Raw genomic sequence first — 14,930 nt, 5'->3', positions numbered from 1 at the left:
GGAGGATGACGTGAAAACAATTGGCAAGGGTTTGTTTTCCGCAACGTTGGGCCTGATCGCCTTCGGACTGCTGCTGTTCGTGCCTGCCGGAACACTGCACTACTGGCAGGCCTGGGTGTTCCTCGCGGTGTTCGCCGCGTCCACCTGGATTCCCAGCGTCTACCTGATGCGCACCAATCCGGCCGCACTCGAGCGCCGGATGCGCTTCGGACCGACGGCCGAGACACGACCCCTGCAGCGGATCGTCATCGCCGTCATCTTCATCTGCTTTCCGGCCATGTTCGTCGTCAGCGTGATCGATCACCGCCTCGGTTGGTCGACGGTCCCGACGGCGGTCTGCCTGCTAGGCGATGCCCTGGTGGCGGTCGGGCTGGTGCTCGCCATGGTGGTGGTGATCCAGAACGGTTATGCGGCCGCCAATGTCACGGTCGAGGCCGACCAGACGCTGGTCTCGACCGGCCTCTACGGGCTGGTGCGCCACCCGATGTACACGGGAAACGTCGCATTGATGATCGGCGTCCCGCTCGCGCTGGGCTCCTATTGGGGACTGCTGTTTCTGGTGCCCGGCCTGATCGTGCTGGTGCTGCGGATCTTGGACGAGGAGCAGTTGCTGATTCACGCGCTGCCCGGATATCGCGAGTACACCGAGCGGGTGCGCTATCGGCTGCTGCCGTATGTGTGGTGAGACGCCGAAGGAGACGCGCGTGAACGTCAAGGCAATCGGTCAAGGCGTGGGCTACGGGCTGATCGCGGCGGTCGTCTACGGCCTGCTGTTGTTCTGGCCGGCCGGCACCTTCCACTACTGGCAGGCCTGGGTGTTCCTGGCGGTCTACGCCGTCATCAGCACCGCGTGCTGCATCTACTGGGGCCTGACCAACCCGGAGGTGCTGCGGCGGCGGCTGCGGGGCGGACCGAAGGCCGAAACCCGGCCCGCGCAGAAGCTGGCCAGCACCGCCCTGATCACAGTATTCGGTTCGGTCTTCCTGGTCAGCGCACTGGATCACCGCTTCGGTTGGTCCGCGGTGCCCACGGCGGTGTCGGTGCTGGGCCAGGTCGTGGTGGTCATCGGACTGTGTCTCGGGATCCTGGCCGTCGTACAGAACGGCTACGCCGCGGCCAACATCACCATCGAGGACAACCAGCCGGTGATTTCGACCGGCATGTACGGCCTGGTCCGGCACCCGATGTACTTCTCCCTGCTGGTCACCATGGCGGGTCTCGCGCTGGCGCTCGGCTCGTACTGGGGACTGGCCGGCACGGTGATCAGCGTGCCCATCCTGCTGGTGCGAATCCTCGACGAGGAGCAGTTGCTGGCCCGGGAGCTCAGCGGATACCGCGAATACACCCACCAGGTCCGCTATCGTTTGCTGCCCTACCTCTGGTAGTTGCGACTCCCGGCTCGCTCAGATACCGCGGGGCACACAATTGACTTATAGTTCCCTGAGCTCTAGCTGTTAGCGGGACTCAGGGAGGTCGGTGGCGATGCGCTCACGCGTGCGAGGCGGCAACGGTGGTCGTGTTCTCTGCCCCGCCCGGACGGCCGCTGCGGCAGCAGGTGCCCTGGTCGTCGGCCTCACCCCGATGCTGGCCGCCGCCCCCGCGCAGGCGGACTGGGATTGGCTGCTCGACGCCGCAGCGCCGGTGGAGGTCGCGGGCAGTGCCGCAGGCGGACTCGACCTCGGCAGCCTGATGGCGCTGGTCCAGTCCTTCACCGACAACCTCGATCCGGCCACCAACAAGCTGTTCTCCGACGTCATCGACGCGTTACTGGCCTTGCCGGGCCCGAACCAGTCACTCGACACCGCCGAGTTGGTGAACCAATACATCTACGCACCCCTGCACGCCGGTTTGCAGCAGTGGATTTCCAGCCCATTCGGCGAGCTCAGCCTCGGCCTGATCAACGCACCGTTTGCCACGCTGTTCGGTCGCGATCTGATCGGCGACGGCATCGACGGGTTCGACGGCGTCAACACCAGCCTGTTCGGTCAGTGGGGCTGGTTCGGCGACGCCGGTGATGGCGGATTCCTGTTCGGCGACGGCGGCGCCGGCCTCGTGGGTATCGACGGCATCGGCGGTGCCGGCGGCGACGCGGGATTCTTCGGCAACGGTGGCGCAGGCGGGCTGGGCGGTGCCGGTGCCGCCGGCGGCGACGGCGGGGCCGGCGGCTGGTTCATGGGTCTGGGAGGTGCGGGCGGTGCCGGCGGCGCGGGCGCCGAGGGTGGCACCGGTGGCGTGGGAATCGGCATGCTGCTGGGCACCGGTGGCACCGGCGGCGCCGGGGGCAGCGGTGTTGAGGGCGACGTCGGCGGCGATGGCGGAGTCGGCGGCGCCGGGGCCTGGTGGCTGGGCCGTGGCGGCGACGGTGGCGTCGGCGGTGAGGGCGACGAGGCCGAGAACGGCGGCGCCGGCGGCGATGGCGGCGCGGGTGGCCTGTTGTTCGGCCGCGGCGGTGACGGCGGCCTCGGCGGTGAAGGCGGCGCGGGTGGCCTGGGCGGGTCCGGCGGCTTCCTAGGGGCCGCGGGAATCAGCGCGGCGCCGTACGTCGCGAACACCCAGTGGGTGACCTACGACGGCGGAACCAGCCTGCGTGTCTATCCGACCGAGACCGGCCGAACCGAGGCCGGTGAACCCGGCACGCTGCGCCAGGGCGAGCAGGCCTGGGCGGAGGTCGTCAAGCGCAACCCGGAGGCCAACAACGCCGGCATGCGCGCACAGTTCCTGTGCCACTGGCAGTTCGCGGAGTTCATCCAACCCGGCAAAACCAGTTGGAATTTGGAGCCGTGGCGTCCGGACGTGAGCTCGCTGAACCTGCTCGCCAACGGCTGCAACCCCGGCGGCGCCGAAGAACCGTTCTAGCCCGGCCCGATGGCGGCGACCCGCAGCGCCCGGCTCCGCCGGGCTTGCGATCGCCGCTAGCTAGATCCAAACGCCCTTTCCGACGGCCACCACACCGCCGGCGCTGATGGAGAACCGTTCCCGGTCCTTCTCCAGGTCGACACCGATCATCTCGCCGGGGCCGACCACGACGTTCTTGTCCAGGATCGCGTGCCGCACCACCGCGCCGCGCCCCACCCGAGCCCCGGGCATGATCACGCTGTCCTCCACGATCGCGCCGTCGTCGATCACCACATTCGACGACAGCACCGAGTTGCGCACCGAGCCCGCTGAGATGACGCTGCCGGCGCCCACCACCGATTCCTGCGCCGAGCCCCCGTTGACGAACTTCGCCGGCGCCAGATTCTCGGTCGCGCCGTGAATCGGCCAGCGGTTGTTGTACAGGTTGAACACCGGGTGCGCTGAGACCAAGTCCATATGCGCGTCGTAGAACGCGTCCAAGGTTCCGACGTCACGCCAGTAGCCGCGGTCGCGCTCGGTGGCCCCGGGCACCTCGTTGTCGGAGAAGTCGTAGACCGCGGCCATGCCGTCGGCCACCAGGCGCGGCATGATGTCGCCGCCCATGTCGTGGTCGGAGTGGTCATCGTCGGCGTCGGCGCGGATCGCATCGATCAGCACCTTGGTGGTGAAGACGTAGTTGCCCATCGACACATACGTGCTGGCCGGATCGTCGGGTGTGCCAGGCGGGTTCGCCGGCTTCTCCAGGAAGCCGCGGATCCGGCCGGACTCGTCGGCGTCGATGCAACCGAACGAGGACGCCTCCGCGCGCGGCACCCGCACCCCGGCGACCGTCGCCCCGGCCCCGCTGGCGATGTGGAAGCGGACCATCTGCTCGGGGTCCATCCGATACACGTGGTCGGCCCCGAAGACCACGATGTAGTCCGGGTCCTCGTCGAAGATCAGGTTCAGCGACTGGTAGATGGCGTCGGCGGACCCGGTGTACCAGCGCGGGCCGAGGCGCTGCTGGGCTGGCACCGGGGTGATGTACTCCCCCGCCAAGCCGCTCAACCGCCAATTCTGGGAGATGTGCCGGTCCAGTGAATGCGACTTGTACTGCGTCAGAACACATATCCGCAGGTAGCGCGCATTGACCAGATTCGACAGCACGAAGTCGATCAACCGGTAGGCACCCCCGAAGGGGACCGCCGGTTTGGCGCGGTCCGCGGTCAGCGGGTGCAGCCGCTTGCCCTCCCCACCGGCCAGGACGATGCCCAGCACATGCGGCGCTTCCCTCATGGCCACAAACCTATCGGCCCCTTCGAAGCCCTGCCAGGTTGACCGCACGATTGGCGAACGTTCTTTACAAAAAAATCACCGATCGATCCGCTGCACGGCCGATAATCGGCGACCGCTACCGTGCCGGTTATGCGGGTGGCGATGCTGACTCGGGAATACCCTCCGGAGATCTATGGCGGCGCGGGCGTCCACGTCACCAACCTGGTGGAGGCGCTGCGACGGCTGTGCCACGTCGACGTGCACTGCATGGGGGCGCCCCGGCCGGGCGCGCACGCGCATCAGCCCGATCCGGCGCTGCGCGACGCCAATCCGGCGCTGGGGACACTGTCGGCCGACCTGACGATGGTCGACGCCGTCAGCACGGCCGATGTCGCCCACTCCCACACCTGGTACACCGCGCTGGCCGGCCGGCTGGCGGCGCTGCTCTACGACATCCCGCATGTGCTGACCGCGCATTCGCTGGAGCCGCTACGCCCCTGGAAGGCCGAGCAGCTGGGCGGCGGCTACCGGGTCTCGTCATGGGCCGAGAAGGAGGCGACGATCGCCGCCGACGCGGTCATCGCGGTCAGCTCGGCCATGCGTGAGGATCTGCTGCGGGTCTACCCGGACCTGCGCCCGGACCGCGTGCACGTGATCTACAGCGGCATCGACACCGACGTCTGGCGTCCACAGCCCACCGGTGCCGATTCGATGCCAGCCGAACTCGGTGTCGACCCCGACCGGCCGATGGTGGCGTTCGTCGGGCGGATCACCCGCCAGAAAGGGGTGGCGCATCTGGTGGCCGCCGCCCACCGGTTCCACCCGGACGCGCAATTGGTGTTGTGCGCCGGCGCCCCGGACACACCGGAGATCGCCGACGAAGTCAGCGCCGCCGTGGCCGATCTGGCCGCCACCCGCAGCGGGGTGTTCTGGATACACGAGACCCTGCCCGCCCGGCAGATCCGCGAATTACTCTCGGCAGCAACGGTTTTTGTATGCCCCTCGGTCTACGAGCCGTTGGGTATCGTCAATCTGGAGGCGATGGCCTGCGGCACCGCGGTGGTCGCCTCCGACGTCGGCGGCATCCCTGAGGTGGTCACCGACGGCGAGACCGGCACCCTGGTCCACTACGACGACGCCGACCCGGACGGCTATCACGCCGACCTCGCCGACGCCGTCAACGCGTTGATCACCGACCCGACCCGTGCGCAACGCTACGGCGACGCCGGCAGGCGTCGCTGCGAGGAGGTGTTCTCCTGGGCGCGGGTGGCCGAGCAGACCTTGGCGGTCTACCGGCAGGCGGGCCGCTAGCCCCTAGCCGCCGGTGACGGCTTTGAGTTCGTCGCCGAGCGCCGCGGCCTCATCGGGAGTCAACTCGACGACCAGTCGTCCACCGCCCTCAAGCGGTACTCGCATTACGATGCCTCGCCCCTCTTTGGTCGCTTCCAACGGACCGTCGCCGGTCCGGGGCTTCATCGCCGCCATCGAGTGCTCCCTCCAGGTACCAGCCCGCAAGCCGTGCCCATGATCTGCGCCGGGTGTGCACGGCAGTCGCAGCGTCCGGCTTCGAACTGCAAATTCACTCTGCCATTCTCCCCTATCGGAGACGGCGCGTGCACAAGACCCGATTCCGTAGTGCATTTTAAAGGATCTAGGCGGTTACCGGTGGCACCCAACATGCCCGGACGTGGTCGTCGACCATGCCCGTGGCCTGCATCAACGCATACGCGGTAGTGGGCCCCACGAATCGGAACCCGCGACGCTTCAATTCGCGCGCCATCGCCGTCGATTCCGGCGTGACGGCCGGAATTGCCGACAGATCCGCCGGGCGCGGACGCGGCGGCGGGGCGAATGACCACAACAGGTCCGCCAAATCGGTCGCGCCCAGGTCGATGGTCGCCCGGGCATTGCTGATCGTCGCCTCGATCTTGGCCCGGTTGCGCACGATGCCCGCGTCGTCCATCAGCCGGGCCACATCGGCGTCGGTGAAACGCGCGACGGTCTCCACATCGAAATCGGCGAACGCCCGCCGGAAGTTGTCCCGCTTACGCAGAATCACCAGCCACGACAGTCCGCTCTGGAACGCTTCCAGACTGACCCGCTCGAACAGTGCGGCCGAGTCCCGCAGTGGGCGTCCCCACTCCTGGTCGTGGTAGTCGCGGTACAGCACCGAGGCGCCGTCGACCCAGCCGCACCGGATCTGGCCGTCGTCCAGAACGCCGCTCAACGCGACTCCGCCGCCGTCTCGGCGGCCGCCTGCGCCGCGGCGAGCTCGCCGCGAAGCTGGTCGAGCTCGGCACCGAGGCGCTCCAGCACCCAGTCGACCTCACCGGTGTTGTAGCCGCGCAGCACCTGGGAGAACTTGACCGCCTCGACATCGGCACCGGTGACCCCGGAGGCCGGCAGCATGGTCGCCGTCGTCGCCCGCGGCAGCGGCGGCAGCTGCTCACCCCGACCGAACAGCGTGCTGGCCACCCCGAACAGCAGCAACGCGGTGAGCACGAGCACAACGAGATACAGCAAGACCAGTGTCACGGCATCGATAGTGCCTCATTGCACCGACATGAGGGGCGGTGCCGAGCGGATCAGCGCTGGCGCAGGGTGTTCATCGGTGGCCGGTCGACCAGCGACAACGGCGTGGTGCGCGGCAGATAATCCATTCCGTCCGGGCCGTCGGCGACGAACTGGGTCAGGCCCACCCCGGAATCCGGGACGCCGCAGCGCGACAGCAACGTGGCGACGACTTGGCGGCTCATCACGGCCAACTCGGCCAACGGGCGATTGCGGTGCGCCCGCACGCCCAAGTTGACCTGGGCGATCGCCTCCAGCCCCAACCGGTCGTAGGTGTCGATCAACAGCCCGATCTCCACGCCGTAGCCGGGCGCGAACGGAACCGACGCCAACAGTTCACGACTGCCCGCATACTCACCGCCCAACGGCTGGATCACCGCACCCAGGTCGGGGCGCAGCGCGGTCAACAGCGGTCGGGCCACCAGCTCGGTGACCCGGCCACCACCGGTGGGTTCCTCGGTGCCGTTGACCTTCAGCGGCCGCCGATAGAACCCTTTGACGAGGTGAACGCCGTCCCCGGTGAGCAGGGGCCCGACCAGGTTGGGCACGAACATCGGGTCGGGGTCGATCAGGTCAGAATCCACGAACACCACGATGTCGCCGCTGGTGGCCGCCAGCGACCGCCACAGCGCTTCGCCCTTACCGGGCTGCGGTGCGACCTCCGGGACGGCCTGTTCGCGGCTGACGACGCGCGCGCCGGCCGCGATCGACCGGATCTCGGTGTCGTCGGTGGAGCCGGAGTCCAGCACGATCAGTTCGTCGACCAGGTTGTCGACCAGCGGTGTGATGCTGTCGATGACCGATTCGATGGTCGCCTGCTCGTTCAACGCGGGCAGCACCACCGAGACGCTGCGACCGGTCTTGGCCTTGGCCGCCAGCAGCTCGGCCACCGTCCAATGCGGCCGAGTCCAGGTGCGCCCGGATAGCCGAGTGTCGCCCGGCGCCGAGACCAGGTCGGTCATGCGAGTCCCCTTACTGTGCGGGTCGGGGCCCGAACGCCCTGGATCGATGCCACCATCTCCAGTACGCGCCGGGTCGGCCCGACCTCGTGAACCCGAAACATCCGGGCTCCGGCGGCCGCCGCCAACGCGGTAGCCGCCAATGTTCCGTCCAGTCGTTCGGTGAGACCCACTCCAAGAGTCTCCCCGATGAAGTCTTTGTTGGAGAGCGCCATCAGCACCGGCCATCCGGTACCGACCAAATCCTCCGTATGTCGCAACAACGCTAGCCCGTGGAAGGTGTTCTTGCCGAAATCATGGGTGGGATCGATCAGCACCCGATCCCGGGCCACCCCGGCCGCCACCGCCCGTTCCGCGGCCGCGGTGACCTCGCTGATCACCGCTTTCACCACCCCGTCGACGCTGGTGCCGTAGCTCACCCGGAAGGGGCGGGTGCGCGGTTTCGCGCCTCCGGTGTGCGAGCAGACCAGCCCTGCCCCGAACTCGGCGGCCACCGCCGGCAGGTCCGGGTCGATCCCGGCCCAGGTGTCGTTGATCAGGTCGGCACCGGCCGCGCAGGCGCGTTTGGCCACCTCTGCACGCCAGGTGTCCACACTGATCAGCTGGTCGGGGTAGGCGCTGCGCAGCCATTCGATGAACGGCACCACCCGGGCGGTCTCGGTGTCGGCGTCGACGGTCTCCCCCGGCCCGGCCTTGACCCCGCCGACGTCGATGACATCGGCGCCGTCGGCCACGGCGCGGTGCACGGCGGACTTGGCCGCCTCGTCGGTGAACGTGGCGCCCGCGTCGTAGAACGAGTCGGGGGTGCGGTTGACGATCGCCATGATCAGCGCTCGGTCAGCCGCCACCGGACGACCGCAGAAGTGGGACTGCACTGCTCCATGGTGCCTGGTGGCCTACGGGCCGCAGGACACTACCGTGCTCACATGGTGGATTTTGCGCTCTGCGCGTGCGGACTGCGAGGGCACGCGACGTTCGCCCCCGACGAGCCGGAACTTCGGCGGCGACTGCGGGCCGATACGCCCGTGGGCGAGGCATGGCGGTGTTTGCGCTGCGAAACATTCGTGGTGGGGGTTCCCCGCGGCAGCGGCCCAGCCGACACAGCGCCGGAGATTCCCCGGGGTCCGATGCTGCGCGACCGGATCTTGATGCGAGCACTTGCGGTAGAGCGCGCGGTTCGCTGCCTGATTTTTATGTTGGTAGCGGCTGGAGTGTTCAAGGTCAGCGGATCACGCGAACGCCTGCAGGACGCCTTCGAACGAGACTTGCCGTTGCTGCAACCACTGGCAGATCAGATCGGTTGGGATCCGGACAACTCGAAGCTGATTCGGCACATCGCCCAGGCGTTCGCCTTGTCGTCGTCGACGCTGCTGTGGATCGCCGCGGCACTGGCGGCCTATGCGGCGATCGAGCTTGTCGAAGCGGTCGGGCTGTGGCTGATGCAACGGTGGGGCGAATACTTCGCGGTCGTCGCGACCAGCGTCTTTCTTCCTCTGGAGATCTACGAGTTGTCAGAGAAGATCACGGTTCTTCGCGTCGTCGCGCTGTCGATCAATGTCGCCGCGGTGGTCTGGCTGCTCTGGAGCAAACGACTGTTCGGGTGCAACGGCGGCGCCAGGGCCTACCGAGAAGCCCATGAGACCGCGAGCCTACTCAGCGTCGAACGGGCCAGCCTGGACGAAACGGATGCCGGCGCAAGGTCGTAGCGCGGGCGGCTAGGCCGCCGCACGCGACGTCAGCCCTGCGGACGTTTACCGGCGGCTACTTCGCCGGGGTAGTCGGCATAGAAGGGCACGTAGCCTTCGCCGCGGCCGGCCAGCACGTACAGCGGGTCCTCGATGACCGCCCCACCGCCGCCGTAGCCCTCCTCGCGCAGCTCCACCTTGCGACTCTTGAATGTGGTGGTGTGGGCCATCGACGGCACCACCCGCACGAACAGCGGCACCGCATAGGAGGGCAGCTGGTCAAAGACCACAGTGGCCAGCCCCCGCCCGTCCAGGGTCGCGCCGTCGCGCAGTTTGACCGCGGCCATCCCGGCACGGCCACCGGTTCCGGGCACCTCGACGCCGTAGACGGCGCACTCCTCGATCGCATCGTCGATGCCCAGCGCAGCCTCGACCTGCGTGGTGGCGACGTTCTCGCCCTTCCATCGAAAGGTGTCGCCGAGCCGGTCGACGAACGCGGCGTGCCCCATGCCCTGTGGGCGCATCAGGTCACCGGTGTTGAACCAGCAGTCGCCGTCGCGGAAGGCGTTGCGCACCAGCTTCTTCTCGTTGGCCTCCGGGTCGGTGTAGCCGTCGAACGGCGAGAACCGGTTCACCGGGCTCAGCAGCAGCCCGGGCTGGCCGGCAGGCACCCGTTGCACCCAGCCGTCCGCGCCGCGCAGCGGCAGGCCGGTGTCGGGGTCGTACTGCACGTAGGCCAGCGGCAGCGGATAGACGCCGGTGCTGCGCGGCACGTTGAACACGTTGAGGAAGGCGCTGTTGCTCTCGCTGGCGGCGTAGAACTCGCAGACCCGCTTGATCCCGAACCGGTGGGTGAACTCGTCCCAGATCTCGGGCCGCAGGCCGTTGCCGGCGATCACCCGCACCTTGTGCGCACGATCGGTGGGCTTGGCGGGCTGGTTGAGCAGATACCGGCAGAGCTCGCCGATGTAGACGAACGCCGTTGCGTCCGCGGCGATCACCTCGTCCCAGAACCGCGAGGCCGAGAACGAGCGGCCCAGCGCCAGCGTGGCACCGGCGTTGAGCACCGACGACACCGCGACCGTCAGCGCGTTGTTGTGGTACAGCGGCAGGCAGCAGTACAGCGTGTCACTGCCGCGCAGCCGCAGCCCAACGCCCCCGAACGTCGCCAGCGCACGCAACCACCGATAGTGCGTCATCACGCTGGCCTTGGGGTAGCCGGTGGTACCGGAGGTGAAGATGTAGAACGCGGTGTCCTTGGCCAGTACCGCGTTGACGGAGGCCGGATTGCCGTCCGGTGCCGTGGCGGCCAGCCGCCGGAACTCCTCGATGGTCACCGGCACGTCGGTGCAGCCGCATTCTTTGACCGGATCGACCAGGTCGGACTCCACAACCAGCAGCGTGGCGCCCAGGACGCCCAGGCTGTGGGCCAGCACGTCACCGCGCTGGTGGTAGTTGAGCATGCCGGCCACCCCGCCACATTTGGCGACGGCCAGCATCATCAACACCGCGTCCGGGGAGTTGCGCAGCATGATCCCGACGACATCGCCGTGGCCGACGCCGCGCGCGGCCAGTACGGCGGCGTAGCGGTTGACGGTCTCGTTGGCTTCGCGGTAGGTCAGTTGCTGCTCGCCGAACCGGATGAAGACCCGATCACCGACTTGAGCCGCGCGGTCCTGGAAGACCTTGCCGATCGAGGCCTTGGAGGTAGGGCGGGCTCGCAGCCCGGTCCACAGCCCGCGCAGGATGGTCGGTCCGTCGGCCAACAGACGGGGGGTACGGGACAGGATGTCGACCAGTCCCACCTGGGTGACGGTGCCGGAGTCGTGGTCGGACACGTTATCGCCTCATTTCGCCGAAAATCGAGAGCTTAACCGGTACCGGCGGTACCGGGTGAACAGGCGTCCAGCGCCGCCTCCATCTCGCCGAACACCAGCAGACGATCCATCGCACGCCGGGATACAAAACCGGTGTCGATCAGTCCCGACAGCCATGTCCACAGCCCCTCGTAATGGCCATCAGGATCCAGTAGCACCACCTCTTTGTCGTGCATGCCCAGATACCCGCCAGTCCACGTCTCGAACAGCTCTTCCAGCGTGCCGATACCGCCGGGCAGGGTCAGGAAAGCGTCGGCGCGGTCATCCATGACCTGTTTCCGCTCGCGCATGGTGTCGGTGACGATCAGCTCGTCGGCGTCGACATCGGCCACCTCGCGGTGCAGCAGCGCCTTGGGGATCACGCCGACGGTATGTCCGCCGCGCTCGCGGGCGGCCACGGCGAGCGCGCCCATCGCCGAGACGTTGCCGCCTCCCCACACCAACGTCCAACCCCGCTCGGCGATTGCCGCACCGACCTTGGCGGCCAGCGCCAGCAGGGCCGGATCGCTGGGGCCCGACGCGCAGTAGACACAGACCGCCCATTCGCTCGACCGCACACCGAAAGGCTATCGGGCCGTTGGCTCAGACCGTAAACTCTCGGCGATGCCGATCCGGTGGAACGTCCCCGAGCATTCGGCGGCGTTGCATCAGCTCACCGCAGCACTCGATCCCGGCGGGGCCCGGGCCGGCGCGGTGGTACTCGGTCCCGACGGGTGCGGCAAGTCCACCCTGGCTCGGTTAGCGGCCGAGGATTACGCCGACCGCCATCCCGGGACCCGGGTGTGCTGGGTGATCGGCACCCCCGCCGAGCGCAACGTGCCGTTCGGCGCCTTCAGCCATCTGGTTGCGGTGGACGACATCGGCAAGCCTGCCGCACTGCTGCGGGCGGCGCGCGCGTCGTTGGTCGAGGCGGGGGGCGAGCTGCTGCTGGTGGTCGACGACGCCCATCTGCTCGACATCTTGTCGGCGACGCTGGTCTACCAGGTGGCGCTGGCCGGGACGGCCCGGGTGATCGTCACCGGGCGTGCGGACTGTGCCCCTGCGCCTCCGCCGCCGATCACCGCGCTGTGGGGCGACGATCTGCTGACTCGCATCGACGTCACCGCCTTAGACGAGGTGGGCGCGGTGCGTGAGGCCGGTCGCGACGTGGACGCCTTCGTGGCGGGGTTGCCGACCGACGCCCGTACGGTGCTGGACTACCTGGCCGTCTTCGAGCCACTGGCGCTGGTCGATCTGATCAGCCTCACCAGCGCCGACGCGGTCCGCCGGGCCGAGGAGCTGGGCGCGGTGGAGACCCGCGCTCGCGGCGGCCGCGAACCGGACCCGGTGGTCTACACCGCGCACCCGCTGTTCGCCGAGCGGGCCCGCGGGGCTTTAGGAGTCGACGAGGCGCGTGCCCGGCGTACCGAAGTGGTGGGCGCGCTGGCAGCCCGGCCCTGCGCACACGTCGGCGAGCAGCTGCGGCTGGCGGCGCTGGCCGCCGACAGCGCCGCGCCCCAGCCCGTCGCCGAGGTGGTGGACGCCGCCCAGCAGGCGTTGCGGCTGGGCGACCTACAACTGGGTGAGCGGCTGGCCCGTCACGCCCTGGATCGGTCGGACGCACTGGCGGCCCGACTGGCCTTGGCGCACGCGCTGGGCTGGCAGGGCCGCGGGCGAGACGCCGACGGGGTACTGGCGGCCGTCGACCCGGCCGGTCTCAGCGAGCCGGAGTTGATGGCCTGGGCGCTGCCGCGGGCCGCCAATCAGTTCTTCATGCTGGGCGAGCCCGAACGCGCCACCGCCTTCCTGGCGGCCACGCGTGGCCGGGTGACCGGTGCGGCCCCGCGCATCACTCTGGATGCGCTCGGCGCCACCTTCGCGATGAATGCCGGCAATATCGGCCGCGCCGTGCAGGCCGCCACCGAGGTCCTTGCCGACCCGGCCGCCGACGACATGGCGGTGGCCTGGGCGGGCAGCGCCGCAGCCCTGTGCGCGGCGCGATCCGGCCGGTTCGACGACGTCGGCCCCTTAGCGCGCCGTGCGCTGGACGCCGAACATCCCGGGGTGCTGCGATTCACCGTCGGGCTCGCCGAGATCACCGCACTGTTGATGGCCGATCGACTCGCGCAGGCGCGCGAGCTCGCCTGGCAGTTCACCGATTTCGCCGAGCTGTCCCAGCCTGGCCGGGCGATCGGCGAGGTGCTGGTGGCGCAGGTGCTGATCGCGGCCGAAGAGTACGACGCCGCGACCAAAATGTTGGCACCGGCCGCGGCCACGCTGGAACGCACCGGCTACTCGTGGGGGCCGCTGTCGCTGACGCTGCTGGCCACTGCGTTGGCCCGCCAGGCCGACATCGCCGGCGCGGCAAAGGCGTTGAGCCGGGCCGAATCCCGGCACGGCACCAAGTCGGCGCTGTTCGCTCCGGAGCTGGGGGTGGCGCGAGCTTGGCAACGGGCCGGTATGCGCGATCAGCATGGGGCGATCGCCGCGGCCCGCGAAGCCGCCCGGATGGCCGAGCGCACCGGGCAGTCGGCGGTGGCGTTGCAGGCCTGGGACACCGCCGCCCAGCTCGGGGATGCCCGGGCCGTCGACTCGCTGAGCCGGCTGTGCGACGAGGTCGACTGCGCGTTCGGCCGGACCGCGCTGGCGCGGCTTAGGGGCTGAGGAAACCGCGCAGCAGCTCGGCCACGGCGCTGATCTGCTGAACCGGCACCCGCTCGTCGACGGTGTGGGCAAGGTTGGGATCACCGGGGCCGTAGTTGACCGCGGGGATGCCGCGAGCGGCGAACCGGGACACGTCGGTCCAGCCGTACTTGGCCCGAACCTGTCCGTCAGCGGCGGCCACCAGCGCGGCGGCGGCTGGTGCGGTGAGCCCCGGCAGGGCGCCGGCGGCCACGTCGGTCTGCTCGATCTTGACGTGCAGGCCGTCGAAAACCTCCTGCACGTGGATCAGCGCCTCATGGGGCGTGCGGTCCGGGGCGAAGCGGAAGTTCACGGTCACGCTCGCGGCATCGGGGATGACGTTGCCGGCCACCCCGCCGTCGATGCGCACCGCCGACAGGCCCTCGCGGTAGACGCAGCCATCGATGTCGATACTGCGCGGCTGGTAAGCGGACAGCCGATTCAGCACTGCCCCCAGGTTGTGGATGGCGTTGTCGCCCAGCCAGGACCGCGCCGAATGCGCCCGGGTGCCGGCCGCGGTGACGACGACCCGCAGTGTGCCCTGGCAGCCGGCCTCGATGTAGCCGCCGGTGGGCTCGCCGAGGATGGCGAGGTCAGCCGCCAGCCAGTCCGGCAGGTTGCGTTCGATGCGGCCCAGCCCGTTGGCGGCTGCCTCGATCTCCTCGCAGTCGTAGAACACGCAGGTCAGATCGTGCACGGGCTCGGTGAGGGTGGCGGCCAGGTGCAGAAAGACGGCGACGCCGGATTTCATGTCGACGGTGCCGCAACCATGCAGCACGTCACCCTCGTCGGCGGTGGTGGTGCGCCGGCTGGGCAGATTGCCGGCCGCCGGCACGGTGTCCAGATGCCCGGCCAGCAGCACCCGATTCGGGCGCCCCAGGTGGGTGCGGGCCAGCACCGCGTCACCGTCGCGAATGATCTCGAAGCCGGGCGCCTGCGCCCGCAGCGCGGCTTCGACCTGGTCGGCGATCAGCGCTTCGTGCCGCGACTCGCTGGGGATGTCCACCAGCGCCGCGGTCAGGGCAATCGGGTCGGAGTGCAGGTCCAGCACGGACTCAGTTTAGCGG

Annotated in this window: 14 protein-coding genes and 1 pseudogene; 6 read left to right on the top strand and 9 right to left on the bottom strand. The window is 69.1% G+C overall.

The genetic code is table 11. From position 1 onward, the window contains the following. Positions 1–10: 10 nt before the first annotated feature. The 3 genes from RCP37_RS06065 (at position 11) to RCP37_RS06055 (ending at position 2,856) form a co-directional block, all read left to right on the top strand. Complete coding sequence (locus RCP37_RS06065) at positions 11–685, top strand: methyltransferase family protein (protein WP_308486047.1); 675 nt, start codon at positions 11–13, stop codon at positions 683–685. A 19-nt stretch (positions 686–704) separates the two neighbouring features. Beyond that, a complete protein-coding gene (locus RCP37_RS06060) occupies positions 705–1,385 on the top strand; it encodes a methyltransferase family protein (RefSeq protein WP_308486046.1) in 681 nt (226 codons plus the stop codon). 97 nt (positions 1,386–1,482) lie between these two features. Beyond that, positions 1,483–2,856, top strand: a complete 1,374-nt coding sequence (locus RCP37_RS06055; protein WP_308486045.1) for a DUF2599 domain-containing protein — start codon at positions 1,483–1,485, stop codon at positions 2,854–2,856. A gap of 60 nt (positions 2,857–2,916) precedes the next feature. Here RCP37_RS06055 and glgC read toward each other — a convergent pair whose 3' ends face one another. Beyond that, complete coding sequence (gene glgC / locus RCP37_RS06050; protein WP_308486044.1) at positions 2,917–4,131, bottom strand: glucose-1-phosphate adenylyltransferase; 1,215 nt, start codon at positions 4,129–4,131, stop codon at positions 2,917–2,919. Positions 4,132–4,260: 129 nt separating this feature from the next. On the opposite strand from glgC, the gene glgA reads away from it, so the two are divergent. Next, on the top strand, positions 4,261–5,421 hold the full coding sequence (glgA, locus tag RCP37_RS06045; protein ID WP_308486043.1) for a glycogen synthase: 1,161 nt from the start codon (positions 4,261–4,263) through the stop codon (positions 5,419–5,421). A 3-nt stretch (positions 5,422–5,424) separates the two neighbouring features. Here the strand turns inward: glgA and RCP37_RS06040 are convergent, their stop codons facing one another. From RCP37_RS06040 to folP, 5 genes and pseudogenes are all read right to left on the bottom strand, one after another. Next, complete coding sequence (locus tag RCP37_RS06040; RefSeq protein WP_308486042.1) at positions 5,425–5,595, bottom strand: DUF3117 domain-containing protein; 171 nt, start codon at positions 5,593–5,595, stop codon at positions 5,425–5,427. A 166-nt stretch (positions 5,596–5,761) separates the two neighbouring features. Then, positions 5,762–6,337 carry a DNA-3-methyladenine glycosylase I gene (locus RCP37_RS06035; RefSeq protein ID WP_308486041.1) on the bottom strand — a complete coding sequence of 192 codons (576 nt, stop codon included), beginning with the start codon at positions 6,335–6,337 and terminating at the stop codon, positions 5,762–5,764. Further along, on the bottom strand, positions 6,334–6,645 hold the full coding sequence (locus tag RCP37_RS06030; protein WP_308486040.1) for a DivIVA domain-containing protein: 312 nt from the start codon (positions 6,643–6,645) through the stop codon (positions 6,334–6,336). Before RCP37_RS06030 ends, RCP37_RS06035 begins: the two co-directional genes overlap by 4 nt. Before the next feature lie 50 nt (positions 6,646–6,695). After that, positions 6,696–7,643 (bottom strand): glucosyl-3-phosphoglycerate synthase, encoded by a 948-nt coding sequence (locus RCP37_RS06025; RefSeq protein WP_308486039.1) that lies wholly within the window; start codon positions 7,641–7,643, stop codon positions 6,696–6,698. After that, positions 7,640–8,549 (bottom strand): annotated as a pseudogene (gene folP / locus RCP37_RS06020) (dihydropteroate synthase). Before folP ends, RCP37_RS06025 begins: the two are co-directional and overlap by 4 nt. A 17-nt stretch (positions 8,550–8,566) precedes the next feature. Here folP and RCP37_RS06015 point away from each other — a divergent pair. Then, positions 8,567–9,346, top strand: coding sequence for a DUF2127 domain-containing protein (locus RCP37_RS06015; RefSeq protein ID WP_308486959.1), 780 nt, complete (start codon positions 8,567–8,569; stop codon positions 9,344–9,346). A gap of 29 nt (positions 9,347–9,375) precedes the next feature. Here the strand turns inward: RCP37_RS06015 and fadD6 are convergent, their stop codons facing one another. Both fadD6 and RCP37_RS06005 read right to left on the bottom strand, forming a co-directional pair. Next, positions 9,376–11,163, bottom strand: a complete 1,788-nt coding sequence (gene fadD6, locus RCP37_RS06010; RefSeq protein WP_308486038.1) for a long-chain-acyl-CoA synthetase FadD6 — start codon at positions 11,161–11,163, stop codon at positions 9,376–9,378. A gap of 32 nt (positions 11,164–11,195) precedes the next feature. Continuing rightward, positions 11,196–11,759 (bottom strand): cytokinin riboside 5'-monophosphate phosphoribohydrolase, encoded by a 564-nt coding sequence (locus RCP37_RS06005; RefSeq protein WP_308486037.1) that lies wholly within the window; start codon positions 11,757–11,759, stop codon positions 11,196–11,198. A gap of 46 nt (positions 11,760–11,805) precedes the next feature. On the opposite strand from RCP37_RS06005, the gene RCP37_RS06000 reads away from it, so the two are divergent. Next, positions 11,806–13,845 carry an AAA family ATPase gene (locus RCP37_RS06000; protein WP_308486036.1) on the top strand — a complete coding sequence of 680 codons (2,040 nt, stop codon included), beginning with the start codon at positions 11,806–11,808 and terminating at the stop codon, positions 13,843–13,845. Here the strand turns inward: RCP37_RS06000 and dapE are convergent. Then, entirely contained in the window at positions 13,835–14,914 is a 1,080-nt protein-coding gene (gene dapE, locus RCP37_RS05995) for a succinyl-diaminopimelate desuccinylase (protein ID WP_308486035.1), read from the bottom strand. The two genes, RCP37_RS06000 and dapE, sit on opposite strands and share 11 nt — an antisense overlap. Positions 14,915–14,930: the final 16 nt, after the last annotated feature.

Origin of the sequence: Mycolicibacter sp. MU0102 (assembly GCF_963378105.1) — a bacterium.
In the GTDB taxonomy this organism is placed as follows: domain Bacteria; phylum Actinomycetota; class Actinomycetes; order Mycobacteriales; family Mycobacteriaceae; genus Mycobacterium; species Mycobacterium holstebronense.
The sequence above is the reverse complement of the archived record's forward strand: the minus strand, read 5'-3'. Positions and strand labels throughout refer to the sequence as shown.